Source organism: Photorhabdus luminescens subsp. luminescens, assembly GCF_001083805.1.
Taxonomy (GTDB): Bacteria; Pseudomonadota; Gammaproteobacteria; order Enterobacterales; family Enterobacteriaceae; genus Photorhabdus; species Photorhabdus luminescens.
This window is the reverse complement of sequence record NZ_JXSK01000002.1, coordinates 414452-436160: the sequence shown is the minus strand read 5'-3', so window position 1 is coordinate 436160 and position 21709 is coordinate 414452. Positions and strand designations below refer to the sequence as shown.

Below are 21709 nucleotides of genomic sequence, written 5' to 3'. Positions count from 1 at the left end.
TTATTCCTCAACTCCGGCATGAGCAGTTTCGCTCATATTCATGTTATGACCTGTCGTTGCACCGTGGCCGCCATGCATATTCATGTTGCCCATAAATTTGGCAATAATGTCTTGATACAGGTTAGGCTTAACGCTTGAGAAGTATTCAACCGGATGGTTCTGGCTTTGTTTAGCTAACTCGTTAAATGCTTGCATGGTATCCAAGGTTTTAGAGGAGGCTTTCACTTTTTGAACCCACTGTTCAAAACCTTCACGATCTGCGGTAGCGGTAGCGGTAAATTTCATGCCGGAAAAGCCGTGGCCGCTATAGCTGCTGGACAAACCTTTATAAGTGCCAGGTTCATCGGCAATTAAGTGAAGTTTAGTCTGCATACCAGCCATTGCATAGATTTGACCACCTAACTGTGGGATGAAGAATGAGTTCATCACAGAATCAGAGGTGATTTTGAAGTTAACCGGGACCCCGACAGGGAAAGCAATTTCGTTAACTGTAGCGATACCTTGCTCCGGGTAAACGAATAGCCATTTCCAATCAAGAGAAATCACTTCAATAGTCACTGGTTTTTCATCACTGACCAGTGGTTTATATGGGTCAAGCTCGTGGGTTGTTTTCCAGGTAATGGTTGCTAAAATAATAATGATAATGATAGGAACGGTCCATACTACCAACTCAATTTTATTTGAGTGTGCCCAGTTAGGGTGATAGGTAGCACTTTTGTTGGCTTCGCGGTAACGCAGGGCAAAAGTGAATGCCATGATGATCACCGGAATAACGATGATTAGCATCAGGCCAATAGCCGTAAGTATCAGCGTTTTTTGTTCAGCGCCGATAGCGCCTTTGGGATTCATCAATACCATATCGCAGCCACTCAGCATAAGAGTAGCCGCCAGTATTGACAATATCCCAATACTTTTATTGTATTTCATAAGTCTCATCTAACGACTCCAAATAACAAAAGCTCTATTGTCGTTTCATCAGTGCGGGCATTCTACGGTAAGGCTACTGGAGTGTAAACATTTGTAATAGTTAGTTGAGGGGTTGTTAACCCTTTATGTTACTGGGATCACATGCAACTGTAAGATTAATCAGAGGTTAGCTTAAAAAGGTTATTTAATTGTAACGAAATAGTGCGGAAATATGAATTTGTACTGAATCATTTTATATTTTTTAGGCAAAAGGAAAAAAATAAAAAAATTTGCTTTAAAAATTTCCACCGCGGTCATTTTATTTAGGAATTAAATTAATTGTGAGCCGCTTTTGGCAGCTCACAATTAAAGTCAATAATTAAAAATTATATTTAATGGAGTAGACAATCGCATCCTGCCAGAAGTCTTCACCTAATTTATGATCGGCGTATCGATATTGAATGCCGGTTGTGAAGGATGGGTGAGGTGTCCACCATAACGCTATTGCCCCATTGGTACCGTTCCGTCCACCGTTGCCGTAGCGTTCATTCCGGTTAAGTTCTATTTCATTCCAGTTAGTTATGCTGAATTTTTCTTCCCAGAGTTGAAAGTCGTAACCCGCAACCCAACCAACGACATAGCCGTTATTACCGGAGTAGAAAGTTTGGTCAACATAGTGCAGCGCAACAAACGGTTTGAACCAGACACCAGCGAAATCAGTGTTGTAGCCAATACCATAGAGGGTATTTACTTCATGGAAGTTCCCGCCATGTGCTGTACCTGGGAGCGAGTAAGTGCCGTAAACATGACCATAGAGATTGAAACCTGTATCAGCCAGATAGAAGCGACCGGTTGTCTTAAAAGTGTATCTTTGGTTATCCCCTGGTTCAGCATGCTGACTGTTGAAAGCATTTTCCAGATCAAAGAACCCGTATAATTCACCCCAGTCAAATCCGGCTCCGCCTTCTAGTTCCAAATAGGCAAAGTCGTCTTTATGAGAGGTTTGCCCTGACTTGTGTGTGGTATGGTTGGTCCAGTCGAGGTAGTTCATGCTGATATTAGCAAAGCCCCCTTGATATTCAGCATAAGCTGGAACTGAGACGGTGGTGAATAAAGCAGTAGCCAGAATGGTTGTTCTCATAAATTTCTCTAACGCATCCATGAAAAGAGGTTTTGGGTTTTAAAGCTATATTAAATAACCCTTAAAATGGTAGTCTGATTCTACGCAGATATGAATATTGAACAATCAAATAATCACTCGAAAATAGCACTTTTGGCAAATGACTATTTGAAGTGTGATCGCTATCACTTAAATATTTTAAAATAGGGCAGGGATATCAAAGGCTGACAGTCGTCAACCTTTGATAAATTAGCTTAATATTTTCACCTTTTAAGCCAATTTGCACCTTTTGAATGCAAGATAATCTAGAAAGCTACCGAGAATGATGCTTGTGATACCGATCTGTGCTCCCCATAATAGTAATGTTTCGGCCAGATCAGGTGCATGAGTCCAGTTAAGAGCATTGGTGATGATGATAAGTAACCAAAATGTGAGCAAGATACTTGCTAATGATAATAAGCCAAGCGCTAGACGATAGAAACTTTTGAACTCAATACGTGGCATAAAATCATTAGTTCGCTGGGTATAAACCAGAGTTTGGCGGCAGATAAATAACAGTAATAATCCTGGAACAGAGGCCGCGATAGAGAATAGATAGAAGTTTGGCCAGCCATGTAATTCAACGAGCCAACCCGCAATTGGGCCGACATAGACTCGTCCAACAGCAGATAAAGCAGATAATAAAGCAAATTGTGTTGCAGAGAACGATTTATGACACAACGTCATAAGTAGGGCGACAAATGCAGCGGTTCCCATTCCGCCACAGATATTTTCCAGAAAAACCGCGCTGCCCATAGTGTAGATATTTTTGTCAGTAATGGATAACAGCCAGTATCCAATATTGGAAATCATTTGAAGGATGCCAAAGATCATTAGCGAGCGGAATAAGCTCCATCGTTGCATCAAATAACCGCCATATAATGCGCCAACGATAGTTGCTGCTAATCCTAGCGTTTTATTGATCAATCCAACTTCACCAGCATCAAAGCCAATACCACGGATCAGAAATGGGGTACTTAGGCTAGCAGCAAAGGCATCTCCCATTTTATACATGACAATTAACAGTAGTATCAGCCATGCATTATTGCGATTAAAAAAATCGGCTAATGGTTCTATTGCGGCTTGCTGGAGTGTTTTTGGCGGCAGAGCGTCAAGTTCAGGCTCCTTAGCTTTTAACGTCGCATAAATGCCGATTAGCATCAATCCAGCCATTAACCAGTAGGTGTGTTGCCAACCAATATAGCGGTCTGCGATCCATAGTGCTAATCCGCCTGAAACCAACATGGCTAACCGATAACCAAGTACTGAAACGGCAGCACCTACACCCCGCTCTTCGCTACTCAATAAATCGGCTTTATAAGCATCAAATACGATATCCTGTGATGCAGAGCAGAAAGCAACGGTTACCGCTAATGTGGCCAGCCACCATAAATGTTGGGATGGTTGGAGAAAACCCATTGCAGCGATACTGGCTATAAGTAATAACTGTGTAATAAGCAACCAGCCGCGACGACGCCCAAGAAAAGGGAGGGTAAATCGGTCCATAAAAGGGGACCAAAGAAACTTGAAAACATACGCTTGGCCGACAAGAGAAAAGAAGCCAATTGTTTTAAGATCAACGTCTTCAACGGTCATCCATGCTTGCAGGGTGCTGGCAGTCAATGCGAGTGGTAAGCCAGAAACAAAGCCGAGTAAAAGCAGAATTCGTGAATTATGTTGGGTAAAAACGGTGAGATAACGATAAGACATGTGCCTCCCAAAACTCTGCCCTCAGCGGGCAGAGTAAATAATTAATCCTTTAATTAACGGGCGTTTTGTTTAATGAAATTACTGACGGAAGGATCTTGAGCCATATCGGTTATGACTTCTGATAATACAGTATTGACTGCATCGGCAATTTTCTCATTAGTTGCGCTTAAAGGACCTTGTACATTGTAGCTAGTGCGGTAATTCTTAACTTGTTTACTGCCATTTTGCGCTGTACTAATGATGGAAATATCGGCTTTTGTTGAAATATTATGGCGCAGGCTGCCTTCTTTAACGTCTGCATATAAATTGTTGACAATAATTTGCAGATTGGCATTGGCTGGAGAGCCAATCATATAACCGCGGGCGGTCATCTGTTTTTCCAGGATTTCCTGGAGTAGAAAGCGCAGATCACGGGATGGTTTCAGTATTTCCAGCTTTGCATTGCGGTTAACTTGAGCAAGTGTCTGAGATTGACGATTGTCGGCACCGCTGATACTGATGGTAATTGCGCTCATCGTTGGGTCTGCTGTTGGCAATGTAATTTTAGGTTCGATGGTCAGGGTATTGCTGGGAGCGGCGCAACCAGCGAGAAGAAAAAGCGCAATGAGTGGAAATAAGATTCTTTTCAACATGTTAATTTTCTCATCGGTGATAAGGATATCCAGTAATACTTATCAATAGCATAAATTGCGTCAATAATAACACTGCCTTTTAATCATGGCATATCCCTGATGGGGTAAACGCATATAAAAACCTTATGATGTGGGATTCGATTAAAAGATATTTTAATGCGTTGATGCTATAACTCATGGAGAATAGACTAAAATTATTAGTATGGTTGGCAGTACGACTGCTGTGCGGTTAAGGAGAATGATATGGTGTGCCAGGATATAGAAGAGAAATTACAGGCTGCATTTAATCCCTCATATCTTGAGGTCATTGATGAAAGTTATCGTCACAATGTACCCGTAGGTTCTGAAAGCCATTTTAAAGTCGTCATCATCAGTAATAAATTTGCTGGTGAACGTATGCTGAACCGTCATCGTTCTGTTTACAGCACATTATCGGCAGAATTGTCCGCAGGTGTTCATGCTTTGGCGTTGCATACCTATACAGAAAAAGAGTGGAATGAATTACAGGATACTGTTTTAGCGTCACCGGTATGTCGTGGGGGTAATATTGTTGCCTGAAATCCTCTGATTGATATTTAATTTGGGTCGTTTTCTTGCACAATAGAATGAATTCAGCGAACGGTCTTCGGGCCGTTTTTATGTTTTATATATGATCTATTTTGGATGCAAATTTAGCCGCTGAATAATCGTTATCTTGTGAAGTTGATGAATAGTTCGGCCTTTTTTCAGCAATTCTCGACTCACACCGTCTGCATCGCTATAATGTCGCGTCTAATTTTTAGAATGGTTTCGGGACGCTTCTGACATCAGGGATTCTCGGTTTTTAAATGCGACCGCCCCGGTTCTTAGAGAGTGTTGCAATTGGTACATAAAATATGTGCTGGTTGTATGGTCTCTGGAGTTGACCGAGCACTATGATTTTTTTGAGGTAAAAAGATGCAAGTTTCTGTTGAAACCACTCAAGGCCTTGGGCGTCGTGTGACAATCACCGTTCCTGCTGCCGATGTTGAAAAAGCAGTTAGTAGTGAGTTGGTCAATGTAGCAAAAAAAGTTCGTATCGATGGTTTCCGTAAAGGCAAAGTGCCTATGAACATCGTTAAACAACGTTACGGTGCTTCTGTCATTCAGGACGTTCTGAGTGATCTGATGCAACGTAACTTTATCAATGCCATCATCGAACAAAAAATTAATCCAGCAGGTGCGCCAAGTTATGCACCAGAACAATTCAAAAATGGTGAAGATTTTACTTACTCTGTAGAGTTTGAAGTTTATCCAGAAGTTGAATTGAAAGATCTGGAAGCTATTGAAGTTGAAAAACCTGTTGTTGAAGTAAAAGACGAAGATGTCGATGCAATGTTGGAAACATTGCGTAAGCAGCAGGCTAATTGGAAAGAAACCGAAGAAGCGGTTGGCGCTGAAGATCGTGTTACGGTTGACTTCAATGGCTCTATTGATGGCGAAGAGTTTGAAGGTGGTAAGGCTTCCGATTTTGTTCTGGCTATGGGCCAGGGCCGTATGATCCCAGGTTTTGAAGAGGGCATTGTTGGCCGTAAAGCTGGGGAAGAATTTACCGTTGATGTCAATTTCCCAGAAGATTATCATGCTGAAAATCTGAAAGGTAAAGCGGCTAAATTTGCTATCACATTGAAAAAAGTGGAACAACGTGAACTGCCGGAGTTGAATGAAGAATTCATCAAACGTTTCGGTATTGCTGATGGCACCGTTGATGGTCTGCGTGCAGAAGTACGTAAAAATATGGAACGTGAACTGAAAAACGCAGTCCGTAACCGTATTAAATCTCAGGTTATCGAAGGCTTGGTTAAAGCTAACGAAATCGACGTTCCGGCCGCTGTTGTTGATAGCGAAATTGATGTTCTGCGCCGTCAATCTGCTCAGCGTTTTGGCGGCAATGAAAAACAAGCTCTGGAACTGCCTCGTGAACTGTTTGAAGAACAAGCTAAACGTCGCGTTGTGGTTGGCCTGCTATTAGGTGAAGTTATCAGCAGTAATGAACTGAAAGCTGATGAAGAGCGTGTTAAAGCATTAATCGAGGAAATGGCTTCTGCCTATGAAGATCCTCAAGAAGTGATCGAATTCTATGGTAAAAACCAAGAATTGATGAACAATGTTCGTAATATCGCTCTGGAAGAACAAGCGGTTGAAGTTCTTCTGGGTAAAGCGAAAGTTTCTGAAAAAGAAACCACTTTCAATGAGTTAATGAATCAGAATCAAATGGCATAAGTTTTAGTTTTGTCATGAGATAATGAATTGGCTGTCTTAGTGAAATGAACCCGCAGATAAATCTGCGGGTTTTTTTATAAGTAAGAGGCAAGATTTTTCTTGAAAAAAGTGGGTTTAACCCCAGATCCTTTTTAATATTATGTATATGATTGCAAAATTTTTCAGGGGGAATTCCCCCTTGATTGGCTAACTTTGAATCATGGTCATCATCGCTTATCTCAAGTAGAATTGGTTATGAATGGCACCAACATGAATTCTATTAGGAGACGAAAATGTCATATAGCGACAAGCGGGATCAATATGCGCCTCACATGGCTTTGGTGCCGATGGTAGTCGAACAGACTGCTCGTGGAGAACGTTCGTACGATATCTATTCTCGCTTATTAAAGGAGCGTATTATTTTCCTGACCGGCCAGGTTGAGGATCATATGGCAAACTTGGTTGTAGCTCAGATGTTATTCCTTGAAGCAGAGAATCCGGAAAAAGATATTTTCTTATATATCAATTCACCAGGTGGTGTGATTACTGCGGGAATGTCCATCTATGATACGATGCAGTTTATTAAACCGGATGTCAGTACTATTTGTATGGGGCAAGCATGTTCAATGGGGGCATTCTTGTTGACTGCTGGCGCAAAGGGAAAACGTATCTGTTTGCCAAATTCCCGGGTTATGATCCATCAGCCATTAGGTGGTTTCCAGGGACAAGCTACGGATATTGAAATTCACGCTCAGGAAATACTGAAAGTGAAATCGCGTATGAATGAGTTGATGGCGCAACATACGGGAAAACCTATTGAAAAGATCAAAGAAGATACAGAACGTGATCGTTTCTTGTCAGCAGATGAAGCCGTAGAGTATGGGTTGGTTGATAAGATTTTCACCCATCGCGATTAATTTATTATTCCCGGAAGCTATAATATAAACATTCGGCTTACTGTTTGGTAAGGCTAGTTGTTCGGGGTAATAGCAGAAGTTTCCTGCTTTGCCAGATGAGTCTGGGTGGGCAGTTGATAAAGTGAGGTTGTGACTGATGACAGATAAGCGCAAAGACGGTTCAGGAAAGCTGCTGTATTGCTCTTTCTGCGGGAAAAGCCAACATGAAGTGCGAAAATTGATTGCTGGCCCGTCAGTGTATATCTGCGATGAATGTGTGGATTTGTGTAACGACATCATTCGCGAAGAAATTAAAGAGCTTGTACCACATCGTGAGCGTAGTGCATTGCCAACTCCTCATGAAATTCGTCAACATTTGGATGATTATGTTATCGGCCAGGAAACGGCGAAAAAAGTGTTGGCGGTTGCTGTTTATAACCATTACAAGCGGTTACGTAATGGCGATACTAGTAACGGTGTTGAATTAGGTAAAAGTAATATTCTGCTTATTGGGCCAACAGGGAGTGGTAAAACGCTATTAGCTGAAACATTGGCTCGTTATCTTGACGTTCCTTTTACCATGGCAGATGCGACTACGCTGACCGAAGCGGGATATGTAGGAGAAGACGTAGAAAACATTATTCAGAAATTACTGCAAAAATGTGACTACGATGTGCAAAAAGCCCAGCGCGGTATTGTTTATATTGATGAAATTGACAAAATTTCGCGTAAATCTGATAACCCGTCAATTACTCGGGATGTTTCAGGCGAGGGTGTACAGCAAGCGTTGTTGAAACTGATTGAAGGTACAATTGCGGCGGTTCCTCCTCAAGGGGGGCGTAAACATCCGCAACAGGAGTTTTTACAGGTAGATACCTCTAAAATCCTATTTATTTGTGGTGGTGCGTTTGCAGGTCTGGATAAAGTCATAGGTCAGCGTTTAAATACCAGTACGGGTATTGGATTTGGCGCGAAAGTCAAAGGTGAATCAGAAAAGGCTACTGAAGGCGAATTGCTTGCACAGGCTGAGCCAGAAGATCTGATCAAATTTGGGCTTATCCCTGAATTTATTGGGCGGTTACCTGTTGTTGCCACGCTCAGTGAATTGAGTGAGGAAGCGTTGATTCAGATTTTGAAAGAGCCTAAAAATGCGTTGACCAAGCAGTATCAAGCACTGTTTAACCTTGAAGGTGTTGATCTGGAATTCAGAAGTGAAGCCCTGACTGCTATTGCTAAGAAAGCAATGGTGCGTAAGACGGGGGCCCGTGGCCTACGTTCTATTGTTGAAGGTGCATTGCTGGACACGATGTATGATCTACCATCAATGGAAAACGTTGGAAAAGTTGTTGTAGACGAATCTGTTATCAATGGTCAATCTGCGCCTTTGCTGATTTACAGCAAACCGGATGCCCAGGTTTCTGGTGAATAACTGAGTCTAGGGCAGGGAATTCGCTAAACGAGATATTATTGAATAAAATGAGGGGATTACCCTCATTTTGTTTTTATTAAAGTGCCATACCATTGAATGTCAAATTCCTGTCCCCATATATTTTATATTCTATGGAGTGAAACTCGTGAGAACCGTGTTTCACGAGATTCCTAAAAACTGGCGAAAGCTAAACGAAGAGAGAGCTCTATGAATCTTGAGCGTTCCGAACGCATAGAAATCCCTGTATTGCCTCTGCGCGATGTGGTGGTTTACCCGCATATGGTGATCCCATTGTTTGTAGGGCGTGAGAAGTCTATTCACTGCCTGGAAGCAGCAATGGATCATGACAAACAGATCATGTTGGTTGCGCAAAAAGAAGCTTCAACTGATGAGCCAGGGGTTAATGACCTTTTCTCCGTTGGTACAGTAGCTTCTATTTTACAGATGTTGAAATTGCCTGATGGTACGGTAAAAGTGCTTGTCGAAGGGTTGAAACGTGCCCGCATTACGACTCTGACTGACGATGGCGAACATTTTTCTGCTCATGCTGAGTATCTTGATTCGCCGCTCGTTGATGAGCGTGAGCAGGAAGTTATGATCAGGACAGCTATTAATCAGTTTGAAGGCTACATCAAGTTAAATAAGAAAATTCCACCAGAGGTTTTGACCTCACTTCATAGTGTCGAAGATGCCGCTAAATTGGCTGACACAATTGCTGCGCATATGCCATTGAAACTCAGTGATAAACAGACAGTTTTGGAAATGTCTGATGTCGTTGAGCGTCTTGAATATTTGATGGCAATGATGGAGTCGGAAATTGATTTGTTACAGGTAGAAAAACGCATTCGTAATCGCGTGAAGAAACAAATGGAAAAAAGCCAGCGCGAGTATTACCTGAATGAACAGATGAAAGCAATTCAGAAAGAATTGGGTGAGATGGATGATGCGCCTGATGAGTATGAAACCCTGAAGCGAAAAATTGAAGCAGCAAAAATGCCTAAAGAGGCTCGTGAAAAAGCCGAAGCTGAATTGCAAAAATTGAAGATGATGTCTCCTATGTCAGCGGAAGCGACGGTTGTCCGTAGTTACATTGATTGGATGGTACAGGTTCCGTGGGTTGCTCGCAGTAAAGTTAAAAAAGATTTGGTTAAAGCCCAGGAAACTCTGGATACCGACCATTATGGTTTGGAGCGTGTAAAAGAGCGTATCCTTGAATATCTGGCAGTACAAAGCCGAATTAGTAAAATTAAAGGGCCGATTTTATGTCTGGTTGGGCCTCCTGGGGTGGGTAAAACCTCTTTAGGTCAGTCCATTGCACGTGCGACCGGGCGGAAATATGTGCGTATGGCACTGGGGGGGGTTCGTGATGAAGCTGAAATCCGTGGTCATCGCCGTACCTATATTGGTTCTATGCCGGGCAAATTGATTCAAAAAATGTCCAAAGTTGGAGTGAAGAATCCCCTGTTCCTGCTGGATGAGATTGATAAGATGTCATCCGATATGCGTGGTGATCCTGCTTCTGCCTTACTGGAAGTTTTAGATCCGGAACAGAACGTTGCATTTAACGACCATTATCTGGAGGTTGATTATGATCTGTCAGATGTCATGTTTGTTGCAACATCCAATTCTATGAACATTCCGGCGCCATTGTTGGATCGTATGGAGATTATTCGTCTTTCGGGTTATACCGAAGATGAAAAATTGAATATTGCCAAACGTCATTTGCTGCCTAAGCAGATTGAACGTAATGCTCTGAAAAAGAGTGAATTAGCTATTGATGACAGTGCTATTATTGGCATTATCCGTTATTACACTCGTGAAGCCGGAGTGCGTAGTTTAGAGCGAGAAATTTCTAAGCTATGTCGTAAGGCGGTAAAAGCATTGTTAATGGATAAAAATTTAAAACATATTGAAATCAACGCAGATAACTTGAAAGATTATCTGGGTGTTCAACGTGTGGATTATGGCCGTGCAGATACGGAAAACCGTATTGGTCAGGTCACAGGACTTGCATGGACCGAAGTTGGTGGTGATTTACTGACTATTGAAACCGCGTGTGTTCCAGGGAAAGGTAAGCTAACCTATACTGGCTCACTCGGTGAGGTTATGCAGGAATCCATTCAAGCAGCATTAACCGTTGTTCGTGCTCGTGCTGATAAGTTGGGTATCAACGCTGATTTTTATGAGAAACGGGATATTCATGTCCATGTTCCGGAAGGTGCGACGCCAAAAGATGGCCCAAGTGCGGGTATTGCTATGTGTACAGCATTGGTTTCCTGTCTGACCGGTAATCCAGTTCGGGCTGATGTTGCTATGACTGGTGAAATCACATTGCGTGGTTTAGTTCTGCCAATCGGTGGCTTGAAAGAGAAACTACTGGCTGCTCATCGAGGCGGAATCAAAACGGTCTTAATTCCGGAAGAGAATAAACGTGATCTGGAAGAAATTCCCCAAAATATTATTGCAGATCTACAGATCCATCCAGTAAAACGTATTGAAGATGTTTTGGCTATTACATTGCAGGATCCTGTGTTTGGCGCAGAATTAGTGTCAGCTCAATAGGACAGAAATAGTAAACTATCTCAATAATGATGGATGAAATATAGGCTGGTAAGTGAATTCAGGCTTACCAGCTTTTTTGTATTGCTAACTTGGATGAGCTATCTAATAAATATTTTGTTGTCTTATGATTTCTTGCCAATATCGGAAAGGATTGATATAACGGCACTGCTATCGGGTTATCCGTTAGGATGCTGATGCAGTAGTAAAAACTATATGGGGATGATAAGAGTGAATAAATCACAACTGATCGACAAAATTGCTGCTGACTCTAATATTTCTAAAGCAGCCGCAGGGCGTGTAGTAGATGCATTCATTTCTTCGGTAACGGGTGCATTGAAGGATGGTGATGATGTTGCTCTGGTGGGATTCGGTACTTTTGCTGTTCGTGAACGTTCTGCACGTACAGGCCGTAATCCTCAAACAGGAAAAGAGCTCAAAATTGCTGCGGCTAAAGTACCTGCTTTCCGTCCAGGTAAAGGTTTGAAAGACGCTGTTAATGGGTGACGCTGACCAAAAATTGTTTATTAGTCCTTGTTATATTGGCAAACATAGACTGACGAGACAGGTTTGGTAAGTTAAAATAGAAGCGCATCAATTGATTGGTGCGCTTTTTTTCTCTTAACGCTTGAATTAGCGTAATATGGCGTTTTCAATTTCACCAAAGCGGAGTTTTGCCTCTTTATGATGGACAACCTACGCACGGCGGCAAACAGTCCTGTGCTTAAAATCGTGCTGGCTCTCATTATCCTGTCTTTTGTTTTGACGGGGGTTGGGGGCTACTTGACAAGTGGAGCTGGTAGTTATGCTGCCGAAGTGAATGGCCAGACTATCAGTCGTACTCAATTGGAACAGGCGTTTCAGCAAGAGAGAAACGCATTGCAAAATCAATTGGGAGATAAATTCTCGGTGTTGGCAAGTGACGAACAAAGCATGAAGCAGATTCGTAATCAGGCTTTGGAGCGTCTAATTAATAATACGTTGATTGAACAATATTCCCGTGAATTGGGTTTATCTGCCAGCGATGAGCAAGTTAAGGATTCTATCCGCAATATTTCTTACTTTCAGACAAACGGTAAATTTGATAACAACAAATATCTGGAGTTGCTCAACCGTTCCAATATGAGTCCAGATATTTTTGCTGAACAAACACGCCAGAATTTAGTTAATCAACAATTAATTATGGCTTTTTCTGGTAGTGAAATAGCATTGCCTAGTGAGGTGAAACCCAATGCTGAATTGCTTCTGCAACAAAGAACTGTCCGTATGGCTACACTGGAGCTGAAGAAAATTCAGGCGCAGCAGAAAGTAACAGATAAAGATTTGCAAGATTACTATAATCTAAATAAGAGCAGCTTTATTGCTCCAGAAGAAGTGAAAGTCAGCTATATCAAAATGGATGCTGTAGATGAAATGAATAAAGTTTCAGCTACATCCTCTGATGTTGATGCTTACTATGAGCATAATTTGAAACGTTATACTCAACCAGAGCAGAAAAAATATAGTCTGATTCAGCTTGCAACTGAAGCTGAAGCCAAAACAGTGCTTGATGAGCTAAATAAGGGCGCTGATTTTGGTAAATTAGCGACTAAAAAATCTACGGATAAGTTTTCAGCGAAAAATCGTGGTGAGATCGGTTGGATAGAAGAAGATGCTCTTCCTGAAGAGTTGAAACAAGCTAATTTGAAAGAGAAAGGCCAAATTTCTTCTGTAATTAAGGTTTCTAATGGTTTTGCTATTTTCCATTTGGATGATGTTAAGCCCCAAATAATTAAGCCGTTATCTGAAGTTCGCTCTGAAATTGAGAAAATGGTTAAGCAGGAAAAAGCAGTAGATGCTTTTTATGCTCTGCAACAGAAGGTCAGTGATGCTGCTACCAGTAATAATGAATCTTTAGCTGCGGCTGAGGAAGTTTCAGGTATTAAGGTTGTGACGACTGATTGGTTTGATCGCAATAGTGTGCCGGCAGAGATTAATTTTGGTGCTGTCATTCATGCCATTTTTGAAGGTAATCTTGTTGATGGACAGGGGCCAACAGGGACTAACTCCGATGTTATCTCCGTTGAAGGTGATCGTGCATTTGTTCTGCGTGTAGATAATTATAAGCCGGAAACGGTACAGCCTTTTGAGAAAGTTAAAGAGCAAGTTACTGAACTGGTTAAACGTCAGAAAGCTGAAAAACAACTTCAAGTCGAAAGTGAGAGATTACTGACCGCCTTAAAAGAAGGTAGAGGTGAGCAAGCCTTGAAAGATGCAGGTATTCAATTTGGCGAACCTCAAGTTATTCAGCGTACATCTCAAGATAATGTGTTAGTTGGCGCAGTATTTGCTTTACCTCGGCCAAAAGAAGGTAAGGCAGAATATGGTTTGACGAAAAATAGTTTGGATGACGTTGTGCTGATCCAACTGGATAAAGTTACTCCAGGTGTTGTATCTGAAGAGCAAATTAAAAGCATGGCTAATAGCTATCAGAGTGAAATGGGTAACGCTATGCTAGAGTCTTTACTGATTAGTCTGCGTGAAAAAGCCAAAATTAAGTTAGGTCATGTCGAATAAAAATTTGCGGAGAGTATCGCAAATATCTTTGTAATTACCTTGTCAATAAAGGCCGCTTTCGCGGCCTTTCGCATATCTGCTCTTTGTCCATTGTGCTCAAATTTATCTGTGGCAATCTTTTGTCTGCTCATAAAACATGGAGGAATTAGTATGAAAAAATCGGGAATTTTATCTGTTTTGCTCGCTGGCTTGCTTTATGCGTGTGGGGGGCAATTCGCGATTGCCACTGAGCAAGTAAAAGATAAAGTAGCTAAAACAGCCAGTACTACCAGTCATTCTTCATCGGAAAAGCAGCTACAACAGCAGGACGCAGCGAAAGTAGAAGAAAAAGGAAAAGTGAATATTAATACTGCAAGTGCGGAAGAATTAGCAAAAGCACTAAATGGTATTGGAGTAAAAAAAGCACAAGGAATTGTTGAATATCGGGAAAAACATGGTGCATTTACTGCGGTGGAGCAACTACAGGAGGTTCAGGGGATAGGACCTGTTTTCATTGAGCGAAACAGAAGTAAGTTGAGTTACTAGTATATTATCTATCATCCTCATTCATGATTTTTTTATGAATGGGGATGTTGTGATCAAGGTTGCAAATAAAACACTTTAACTAGTGTGAATTTTTTGTTTTGCTATTGTGAAATCAACCTGGTCAGATGAGTGACTTTAACATAAAGGCAATATTATGAGTTCAATTATAAAAGTTCATGGTTATCATATAGATTTGTTTCAACATGTGAACAATGCTCGCTATTTGGAATTTCTGGAAAGTGCTCGGTGGGAATGGCTGCATAAGCATTCTGTAGTGGAATGGATACAGAAAAACAATGTTGGGTTTGCAGTGGTCAACATTAATATTAATTATCGCAGTTCAGCAGTCCTTGGCGATGAATTGGAAGTGGATTGCCGATTGACGGAGCTGAGAAACAGAAGTGGTGTATTTTCTCAGGAAATCATACGCAGAAGGAACAATCAACTCATTGCAGATGCCAAGACTACGTTTGTCTGGATTGATAGAAAAACGCAAAGGGCATTGTCTATTGAGGGTGAATTACGTGAAATAATGGGAGCTTTGGTGAAAACAGGGCAATGAGAGGGGAAAAGTTCTCATTGCCATTTGGATTAAACTAAATGTGTTTTTGCTTTCATTTCAGTCATTATTTTCTCAGGCGCATTTAGATATTGTTCTAATCCGTTAGCTCTGAGATGACAAGCTGCGCATTTACCACATCCATTACCTTGAATGCCGTTGTAGCAAGTGAGTGTCTGACTACGAACAAAGTCTAAATGCTGGTAGTAGTCGGACAATGCCCAAGTTTCAGCTTTGTTGAGCCACATTAATGGAGTTTCAAAACGGATATCACGGGCAATGCCGAGGATTACAGCTTTATTCAGTGCTTTGACAAATTCGTCACGGCTATCAGGGTAACCGGAGAAATCAGTTTCACATGCGCCAGTAATAATCGCTTCTGCTTCAACCTGGTAAGCATATATAGCAGCCAGTGTCAGAAACAAAATATTGCGGCCAGGGACAAATGTGCTGGGTATAGCACTTTTTGCACTTTCACTGTAATCGGGAATAGGGATGTTATCACGAGTCAGACTGCTGAGAGCCAGTTCACTAAGTAATGTGACATCCAGTACTTTATGAGCAACAACGCCAAGAGAATGGCTGATATTACGTGCAACATCAATTTCGGCGCGATGGCGCTGACCATAATCAAAAGTGACACAATGTACTTCGTCATATTGATTAATTGCTTGAATCAGGCAGGTTGTGGAATCTTGTCCACCACTGAATACAACAACAGCTCGTCTCATTGTAACATCCTCATTAGAATAAAATGGTTATGTTACTTATAACTGCGGAAATTGGATAGTTGTTTGAGATAGGGTGAGATATCGCCGATGTTATTTTTTACCCAATCTGGATTGTAATAAGTATCAAGATAACGTTCACCACTGTCGCACAGTAAAGTTACTATTGCGCCTTGTTCGCCACGCTCATGCATTTGGTTAGCAATCAGAAGAGCTCCCCAGACATTGGTCCCTGTAGATGCGCCAACTTTTCGGCCAAGTAATTTTTCCAGCCAGTAAATTGTTGCAATGCTGGCGCAATCGGGTATTTGGATCATGTCATCAATAACAGAAGGGATAAAAGAAGGCTCTGCTCGAGGGCGGCCAATACCCTCAATCTTGCTGCTATAATTGCCATGAATATCACAGCAATTTTGACGGTAATGGTCATAAAATATAGAGTTTTCTGGATCGACAACAATCAGTTTAGTGTTATGCCCTTGGTAACGGATATAGCGTCCTAAAGTTGCAGAAGTTCCCCCAGTACCAGCGCTCATAACGATATAATCTGGTTCAGGAAATGGTTCCATTTGCATTTGGCGAAAAATACTTTCAGCAATATTGTTGTTACCTCGCCAGTCTGTCGCTCTTTCGGCGTAAGTAAATTGATCCATATAATGACCGTTTAGTGCTTTTGCTAGTCGTTCTGACTCGTCATAAATTTGTGCTGAATGATTAACAAAATGGCATTTACCACCATAAAATTCAATTTCCTGAATTTTACGTTTCGCAGTGTATGAGGGCATAACAGCAATAAAAGGTAATCCAAGCAGGCGGGCAAAATAGGCTTCAGATACAGCAGTACTACCTGATGAAGATTCAATAACCGGGGTACCTTCCTTTATCCAGCCATTACTCAGTGCGTAAAGGAATAAAGAACGAGCAAGTCTGTGTTTCAGACTACCGGTTGGATGGGTGCTTTCATCTTTTAGATATAAATGGATACCTGGAAAAACTGGCAAATTAAGGCGGATAAGATGAGTGTCAGAACTGCGTTGATGGTCTGCTTTAATCTCTCTGATTGCCTTGGTGGTCCAACTGTGTGACATTAATTATTAACTCTGTAATTTAAAAATAATTGGCGGTGGGTAGATTAACTTGATACTGGGAGAAATAGATTGTTATTTTTCTTAATGTGTGGTTTCTTTATGGAAAAATTTTCTATAAGAGGTAGCTATGTTGGATAAAACAGACCGCAAGTTGCTTAAGTTACTACAGAAAGATTGTAGTCTGTCTCTGAATGCATTGGCGGAAGCTGTTAATCTTACCTCTACTCCTTGTTGGAAACGGCTAAAACGACTGGAAGATGAAGGCTATATCGTTGGCAAAGTTGCTTTGCTTGATAGTGAAAAATTAGGACTAGGGTTGACAGTGATTGTTATGATCAGAACTCAGCAGCATAACAGTAGTTGGTATGAGCAATTTGTTGCATTTATAAAGCAAATGCCAGAAGTCCTCGCTTTTTATCGTATGGCTGGTGAATGTGATTATTTAATGCACGTAGAAGTTGTGGATATGAAAAGTTATGATCTTTTCTACAAGCGTATGGTGAATGGTGTTCCGGGGTTGATTGATGTGACATCGAGTTTTGCAATGGAAAAAATCAAATACACTACAGCATTGCCGATACCAGATTAACCAATTATTAATTCATTGCGTTAAGTCAATTATTCTGAGTGTCGTTCAGCATTTCTATTATCTATTTCATTTCGGGATATACACGTGTGAGGTTATTTTCTCAATTAAGTTGGTACTTCCGTAGCGAGTGGCGTCGTTATCTTGGGGCAGTGACTCTGCTTATTATTATCTCTATTCTATTGCTAATTCCGCCGTATCTGGTGGGGGTAATCGTTGATGGGATCAGTACTGCGTCTATGTCATTTTACCAATTGATGATGTGGATTTGCGTTATGCTGGTTATTGCATCGATTGTCTATATCTTGCGTTATATATGGCGCTTATGGTTGTTTGGGGCGTCATATCAATTAGCAGTTAAATTACGGAATAATTTTTACCAACAGCTTAGCCGACAAAACCCTGAATTTTATCTGCGTCATCGCACGGGGGATTTAATGGCTCGTGCTACTAATGATGTGGATCGGGTGGTATTTGCTGCGGGTGAAGGTGTGCTTACGTTAGTTGATTCGCTCGTTATGGGCTGTGCAGTGCTGATTATGATGAGTATACAAATTAGTTGGCAATTAACTTTACTGTCTCTGTTGCCTATGCCGATTATGGCGATCATTATCAAACGATATGGTGATCAACTTCATCGTCGCTTCAAATCTGCACAAGGCGCATTTTCTGCTCTGAATAACCAGGCTCAAGAAAGTCTAACCAGTATTCGCATGATTAAGGCGTTTGGCCTTGAAGATTTGCAATCGAATCAGTTTGAACAAGTTGCAGTGGAAGCCGGCCGTAAGAATATGTATGTTGCTAGGGTAGATGCCCGATTTGATCCAACAATTTTTATTGCCATTGGTATGTCAAACTTATTGGCTATCGGTGGTGGTAGTTGGATGGTATTAAATGGTGTTTTAACACTTGGTGAGCTTACTAGTTTTGTGATGTACCTTGGCTTAATGATTTGGCCAATGTTAGCGCTGGCATGGATGTTTAATATCGTTGAACGGGGAAGCGCTGCTTATAGTCGTATCCGTAGCTTGTTGCAGGAGCCTCCGGTCATTGAGGATGGTATTGGTCATCTATTGCCTGAGCGCGGTATTTTGGATGTGAATATCAAAGCGTTTAATTATCCGCAAAGTAACAAAACTGTTCTTAATCAAATTAATTTCCAGTTATTACCTGGACAGTTATTAGGGATCTGTGGTCCAACTGGTTCAGGTAAGAGCACATTACTTGCGCTGATACAGAGACAGTTTGATGTGACTGATGGAGAAATTCTTTTCCAGTCGCTCAAAATTGCGGATATCAGGTTAGATGAATGGCGAGCACGATTTGCTGTTGTCAATCAAACCCCCTTTTTATTTTCAGATACCGTTGCCAGGAATATCGCTTTGGGACGTCCTGATGCAACACAGGAACAGATTGAAGAAGTTGCCCGCCTTGCCAATGTTCATGAAGATATTCTTCGTTTACCCGATGGGTATCAGACAGAAGTAGGCGAGCGTGGGGTAATGCTTTCTGGTGGGCAGAAGCAGCGTATTTCCATTGCGAGAGCGCTACTTTTAGATGCAGAGATTTTGGTTCTGGATGACGCTTTATCTGCGGTTGATGGTCAAACTGAATACAATATCCTACAAAACCTCAGTCAGTGGAGGCAACAACGAACGGTTATTATTAGTGCTCACCGCCTGTCTGCATTAACTGATGCTGATAATATCCTGGTGATGCAGCAAGGTTCTGTTATACATCAGGGACAGCATTCGCAACTGGCAGATCAGCCAGGATGGTATCGTGATATGTATTGTTATCAGCAACTTGAAGCAGCATTGGATGACGAGGAAACAGTAGAAGGAGATAAAGATGACTAAAGTTCGTCGATTATGGCCGTCTCTAAAGCGTCTGCTGGTTTATGGAAAAAATTATCGTAAGCCATTGGGGCTGGCTGTACTCATGTTATGGGGAGCTGCAATTGCGGAAGTCAGTGGGCCGATCCTAATTAGTTACTTTATCGATAATATGGTTGCAACGGGTAATATGCCTACTAGAGTGGTTATCGGGCTAGCTATAACCTTTATTGTTCTGCAACTGATTACGGCTGCGTTACACTATTTTCAGGCTTTATTGTTCAATCAAGTGTCGGTCGATGTGGTTCAGCAGCTTCGTACAGATGTGATGGATGCAGCATTGCGCCAGCCTCTGAGTGCTTTTGATAATCAACCGGTAGGGCAGTTGATTTCCCGTGTAACGAATGATACTGAAGTCATTAAAGATCTTTATGTCAATGTAGTTCCTACGGTATTTCGCAGTATGGCATTGATTGGTGCGATGTTGATTGCCATGTTTATACTGGAATGGCGTATGGCATTAATTGCAATTCTTATTTTTCCTGTCGTATTGATTGTTATGGCGATATATCAGTATCTTAGTACACCAATCGTCCGTCGGGTACGTAGTTATTTGGCTGATATTAATGACGAGTTTAACGAAGTCATTAATGGAATGAGTGTTGTTCAGCAGTTCCGTCAACAGGCGCGTTTTGGTGAGCGTATGCTGTCAACCAATCGGGCTCATTATCAGGCGAGAATGCAAGCGTTGAGATTAGATGGGCTTTTGTTACGCCCATTACTGAGCTTGCTATCTGCTATGGTATTGTGCGGTCTCATTGTGTTGTTTGGAATTAGTGGGCCAGGGGCGATTGGTGTCGGGGTATTGTATGCTTTTATTAATTATTTAGGGCGGTTGAATGAACCGCTCATTGAACTGACATCTCAGCAATCGATTCTGCAACAAGCGGTCGTTTCTGGTGAGAGAATATTTGAATTAATGGATAGCCCTCAACAAGGTTATGGCATAGATAGTCAGCCGCTATCCAGTGGTCGAATTGATATAGAAAATGTTAGTTTTTCCTACCGGCATGGAAAAATAGTTTTGCAAGATATTAATTTACAGGTTCCGGCTCATGGTTTTGTTGCTTTGGTTGGTCATACCGGTAGTGGTAAAAGTACGTTGGCAAATTTGCTGATGGGGTATTACCCGTGGCAGAAAGGGGAAATTTATCTTGATGGCCGGCCAGTATCATCCTTGTCTCATTCTGTATTACGTAATGGAGTGGCAATAGTTCAGCAGGACCCGGTCGTTCTTGCTGACTCTTTCTTTGAAAATATTACGCTTGGTCGGAATATTTCAGAAGAGAAGGTTTGGCAAGTATTGGAAACTGTTCAATTAGCTGAATTAATACGTACATTGCCTGATGGACTTCATACTCTCTTGGGAGAGCAAGGTAATACATTGTCAGCCGGTCAAAAACAATTACTTGCTATGGCGAGAGTGTTAGTGCAAACGCCACAAATTTTGATCCTTGATGAAGCGACTGCAAATATTGATTCTGGTACGGAGCAGGCGGTACAGCAAGCCTTGAGATTGATTCGTCAACAAACAACGTTGATCGTGATTGCTCATCGTCTGTCTACCATTGTGGAGGCTGATACTATTCTGGTGCTGCATCGTGGTGCAATTATTGAACAGGGGTACCATCAACAATTATTAGCGAGTCGTGGGCGTTACTACCAGATGTATCAGTTGCAACAAGTAGGTGAAACGCTAAATGATTGTGGCACAATCTCTGGGAAAGAGGTGCTAATTTAATTAAGTTTGCACTAATTTGGTGCATTCGCGGGAGGGCATATTCTCTGTTCTCCTCCCTTCTTATTCTCCATAATTTTTATTTTCTTTATTATCATTTGATTTTTATATGTTTTTAGTTTCTGGCACATCCCTTGCTATTTCCTTATTGCAAACATAATAGCTGGATGGAAGGGGGATGTATGAAGCTCATTACGACAATTATAAAACCATTCAAATTGGAGGATATTCGGGAAGTTCTCTCTGGTCTTGGTGTTCAGGGGTTGACCATAACAGAGGTAAAAGGATTTGGGCGTCAGAAAGGACATGCGGAGCTTTATCGTGGAGCGGAATATAGTGTCAATTTTTTACCTAAAATAAAGATAGATATTGCTGTAGCAGATGAATTGGTTGAGGAGGTAATTCATGCTATTCAGCAATCAGCTTTCACTGGAAAAGTTGGCGACGGTAAAATCTTTGTCATCGAATTGCAACAGGCTATTCGTATTAGAACAGGAGAAACTAACGATGCGGCACTGTAACT

19 protein-coding genes are annotated in these 21709 nt (G+C 41.5%); 13 read left to right on the top strand and 6 right to left on the bottom strand.

Annotation, left to right across the window (positions count from 1 at the left end):
* The 4 genes from cyoA to TI10_RS06840 form a co-directional block, all read right to left on the bottom strand.
* Nucleotides 1-936, bottom strand: a complete 936-nt coding sequence (cyoA, locus tag TI10_RS06855; protein ID WP_049582573.1) for a cytochrome o ubiquinol oxidase subunit II — start codon at nt 934-936, stop codon at nt 1-3.
* A 349-nt stretch (nt 937-1285) separates the two neighbouring features.
* A complete protein-coding gene (locus TI10_RS06850; RefSeq protein WP_049582572.1) occupies nt 1286-2047 on the bottom strand; it encodes a nucleoside-specific channel-forming Tsx family protein in 762 nt (253 codons plus the stop codon).
* Nucleotides 2048-2296: 249 nt separating this feature from the next.
* Entirely contained in the window at nt 2297-3775 is a 1479-nt protein-coding gene (gene ampG, locus TI10_RS06845; protein ID WP_049582571.1) for a muropeptide MFS transporter AmpG, read from the bottom strand.
* A gap of 53 nt (nt 3776-3828) precedes the next feature.
* Nucleotides 3829-4407, bottom strand: a complete 579-nt coding sequence (locus TI10_RS06840) for a lipoprotein (protein WP_049582570.1) — start codon at nt 4405-4407, stop codon at nt 3829-3831.
* 243 nt (nt 4408-4650) lie between these two features.
* Between TI10_RS06840 and bolA the strand changes: the two genes are divergently transcribed.
* The 9 genes from bolA to TI10_RS06795 all read left to right on the top strand — a co-directional run bounded on the left by bolA (nt 4651) and on the right by TI10_RS06795 (nt 15154).
* On the top strand, nt 4651-4965 hold the full coding sequence (gene bolA, locus TI10_RS06835) for a transcriptional regulator BolA (protein WP_049582569.1): 315 nt from the start codon (nt 4651-4653) through the stop codon (nt 4963-4965).
* A gap of 378 nt (nt 4966-5343) precedes the next feature.
* On the top strand, nt 5344-6648 hold the full coding sequence (gene tig, locus TI10_RS06830; RefSeq protein ID WP_049582568.1) for a trigger factor: 1305 nt from the start codon (nt 5344-5346) through the stop codon (nt 6646-6648).
* A gap of 272 nt (nt 6649-6920) precedes the next feature.
* Nucleotides 6921-7544, top strand: coding sequence for an ATP-dependent Clp endopeptidase proteolytic subunit ClpP (gene clpP / locus TI10_RS06825; protein ID WP_049582567.1), 624 nt, complete (start codon nt 6921-6923; stop codon nt 7542-7544).
* A gap of 136 nt (nt 7545-7680) precedes the next feature.
* Nucleotides 7681-8952 (top strand): ATP-dependent protease ATP-binding subunit ClpX, encoded by a 1272-nt coding sequence (clpX, locus tag TI10_RS06820; RefSeq protein WP_049582566.1) that lies wholly within the window; start codon nt 7681-7683, stop codon nt 8950-8952.
* A gap of 207 nt (nt 8953-9159) precedes the next feature.
* Nucleotides 9160-11514 (top strand): endopeptidase La, encoded by a 2355-nt coding sequence (lon, locus tag TI10_RS06815; RefSeq protein ID WP_049582565.1) that lies wholly within the window; start codon nt 9160-9162, stop codon nt 11512-11514.
* 228 nt (nt 11515-11742) lie between these two features.
* Nucleotides 11743-12018 carry a nucleoid-associated protein HU-beta gene (gene hupB / locus TI10_RS06810; protein WP_011148005.1) on the top strand — a complete coding sequence of 92 codons (276 nt, stop codon included), beginning with the start codon at nt 11743-11745 and terminating at the stop codon, nt 12016-12018.
* Nucleotides 12019-12195: 177 nt separating this feature from the next.
* The gene (gene ppiD / locus TI10_RS06805) at nt 12196-14067 is read left to right on the top strand and encodes a peptidylprolyl isomerase (protein WP_049582564.1); all 1872 of its coding nucleotides are present in this window, start codon (nt 12196-12198) and stop codon (nt 14065-14067) included.
* A 150-nt stretch (nt 14068-14217) separates the two neighbouring features.
* On the top strand, nt 14218-14592 hold the full coding sequence (locus TI10_RS06800; protein ID WP_049582563.1) for a ComEA family DNA-binding protein: 375 nt from the start codon (nt 14218-14220) through the stop codon (nt 14590-14592).
* 154 nt (nt 14593-14746) lie between these two features.
* The gene (locus tag TI10_RS06795) at nt 14747-15154 is read left to right on the top strand and encodes an acyl-CoA thioesterase (protein ID WP_046394481.1); all 408 of its coding nucleotides are present in this window, start codon (nt 14747-14749) and stop codon (nt 15152-15154) included.
* Nucleotides 15155-15183: 29 nt separating this feature from the next.
* On the opposite strand, the gene queC is transcribed toward TI10_RS06795, so the two are convergent.
* Both queC and TI10_RS06785 read right to left on the bottom strand, forming a co-directional pair.
* Nucleotides 15184-15882 (bottom strand): 7-cyano-7-deazaguanine synthase QueC, encoded by a 699-nt coding sequence (gene queC, locus TI10_RS06790; RefSeq protein ID WP_049582562.1) that lies wholly within the window; start codon nt 15880-15882, stop codon nt 15184-15186.
* 32 nt (nt 15883-15914) lie between these two features.
* On the bottom strand, nt 15915-16967 hold the full coding sequence (locus tag TI10_RS06785; protein ID WP_049582561.1) for a PLP-dependent cysteine synthase family protein: 1053 nt from the start codon (nt 16965-16967) through the stop codon (nt 15915-15917).
* 127 nt (nt 16968-17094) lie between these two features.
* Here TI10_RS06785 and TI10_RS06780 point away from each other — a divergent pair, with 127 nt between their 5' ends.
* The 4 genes from TI10_RS06780 to glnK all read left to right on the top strand — a co-directional run bounded on the left by TI10_RS06780 (nt 17095) and on the right by glnK (nt 21707).
* Nucleotides 17095-17556, top strand: coding sequence for an Lrp/AsnC family transcriptional regulator (locus tag TI10_RS06780; protein WP_049582560.1), 462 nt, complete (start codon nt 17095-17097; stop codon nt 17554-17556).
* Between the two features lie 86 nt (nt 17557-17642).
* A complete protein-coding gene (locus tag TI10_RS06775; protein WP_049582559.1) occupies nt 17643-19412 on the top strand; it encodes a SmdA family multidrug ABC transporter permease/ATP-binding protein in 1770 nt (589 codons plus the stop codon).
* Complete coding sequence (locus TI10_RS06770) at nt 19405-21189, top strand: SmdB family multidrug efflux ABC transporter permease/ATP-binding protein (protein WP_049582558.1); 1785 nt, start codon at nt 19405-19407, stop codon at nt 21187-21189. Before TI10_RS06775 ends, TI10_RS06770 begins: the two co-directional genes overlap by 8 nt.
* A gap of 179 nt (nt 21190-21368) precedes the next feature.
* The gene (gene glnK / locus TI10_RS06765) at nt 21369-21707 is read left to right on the top strand and encodes a P-II family nitrogen regulator (RefSeq protein WP_049582557.1); all 339 of its coding nucleotides are present in this window, start codon (nt 21369-21371) and stop codon (nt 21705-21707) included.
* Nucleotides 21708-21709: the final 2 nt, after the last annotated feature.

Coding starts and splice junctions, on each gene's coding strand:
- bolA (WP_049582569.1), top strand. CDS start 4,651: ATGGTGTGCCAGGATATAGAAGAGAAATTACAGGCTGCATTTAATCCC.
- TI10_RS06840 (WP_049582570.1), bottom strand. CDS start 4,407: ATGTTGAAAAGAATCTTATTTCCACTCATTGCGCTTTTTCTTCTCGCT.
- TI10_RS06785 (WP_049582561.1), bottom strand. CDS start 16,967: ATGTCACACAGTTGGACCACCAAGGCAATCAGAGAGATTAAAGCAGAC.
- TI10_RS06800 (WP_049582563.1), top strand. CDS start 14,218: ATGAAAAAATCGGGAATTTTATCTGTTTTGCTCGCTGGCTTGCTTTAT.
- TI10_RS06780 (WP_049582560.1), top strand. CDS start 17,095: ATGTTGGATAAAACAGACCGCAAGTTGCTTAAGTTACTACAGAAAGAT.
- cyoA (WP_049582573.1), bottom strand. CDS start 936: ATGAGACTTATGAAATACAATAAAAGTATTGGGATATTGTCAATACTG.
- clpX (WP_049582566.1), top strand. CDS start 7,681: ATGACAGATAAGCGCAAAGACGGTTCAGGAAAGCTGCTGTATTGCTCT.
- glnK (WP_049582557.1), top strand. CDS start 21,369: ATGAAGCTCATTACGACAATTATAAAACCATTCAAATTGGAGGATATT.
- lon (WP_049582565.1), top strand. CDS start 9,160: ATGAATCTTGAGCGTTCCGAACGCATAGAAATCCCTGTATTGCCTCTG.
- TI10_RS06850 (WP_049582572.1), bottom strand. CDS start 2,047: ATGAGAACAACCATTCTGGCTACTGCTTTATTCACCACCGTCTCAGTT.
- clpP (WP_049582567.1), top strand. CDS start 6,921: ATGTCATATAGCGACAAGCGGGATCAATATGCGCCTCACATGGCTTTG.
- ppiD (WP_049582564.1), top strand. CDS start 12,196: ATGATGGACAACCTACGCACGGCGGCAAACAGTCCTGTGCTTAAAATC.
- TI10_RS06770 (WP_049582558.1), top strand. CDS start 19,405: ATGACTAAAGTTCGTCGATTATGGCCGTCTCTAAAGCGTCTGCTGGTT.
- TI10_RS06795 (WP_046394481.1), top strand. CDS start 14,747: ATGAGTTCAATTATAAAAGTTCATGGTTATCATATAGATTTGTTTCAA.
- tig (WP_049582568.1), top strand. CDS start 5,344: ATGCAAGTTTCTGTTGAAACCACTCAAGGCCTTGGGCGTCGTGTGACA.
- ampG (WP_049582571.1), bottom strand. CDS start 3,775: ATGTCTTATCGTTATCTCACCGTTTTTACCCAACATAATTCACGAATT.
- queC (WP_049582562.1), bottom strand. CDS start 15,882: ATGAGACGAGCTGTTGTTGTATTCAGTGGTGGACAAGATTCCACAACC.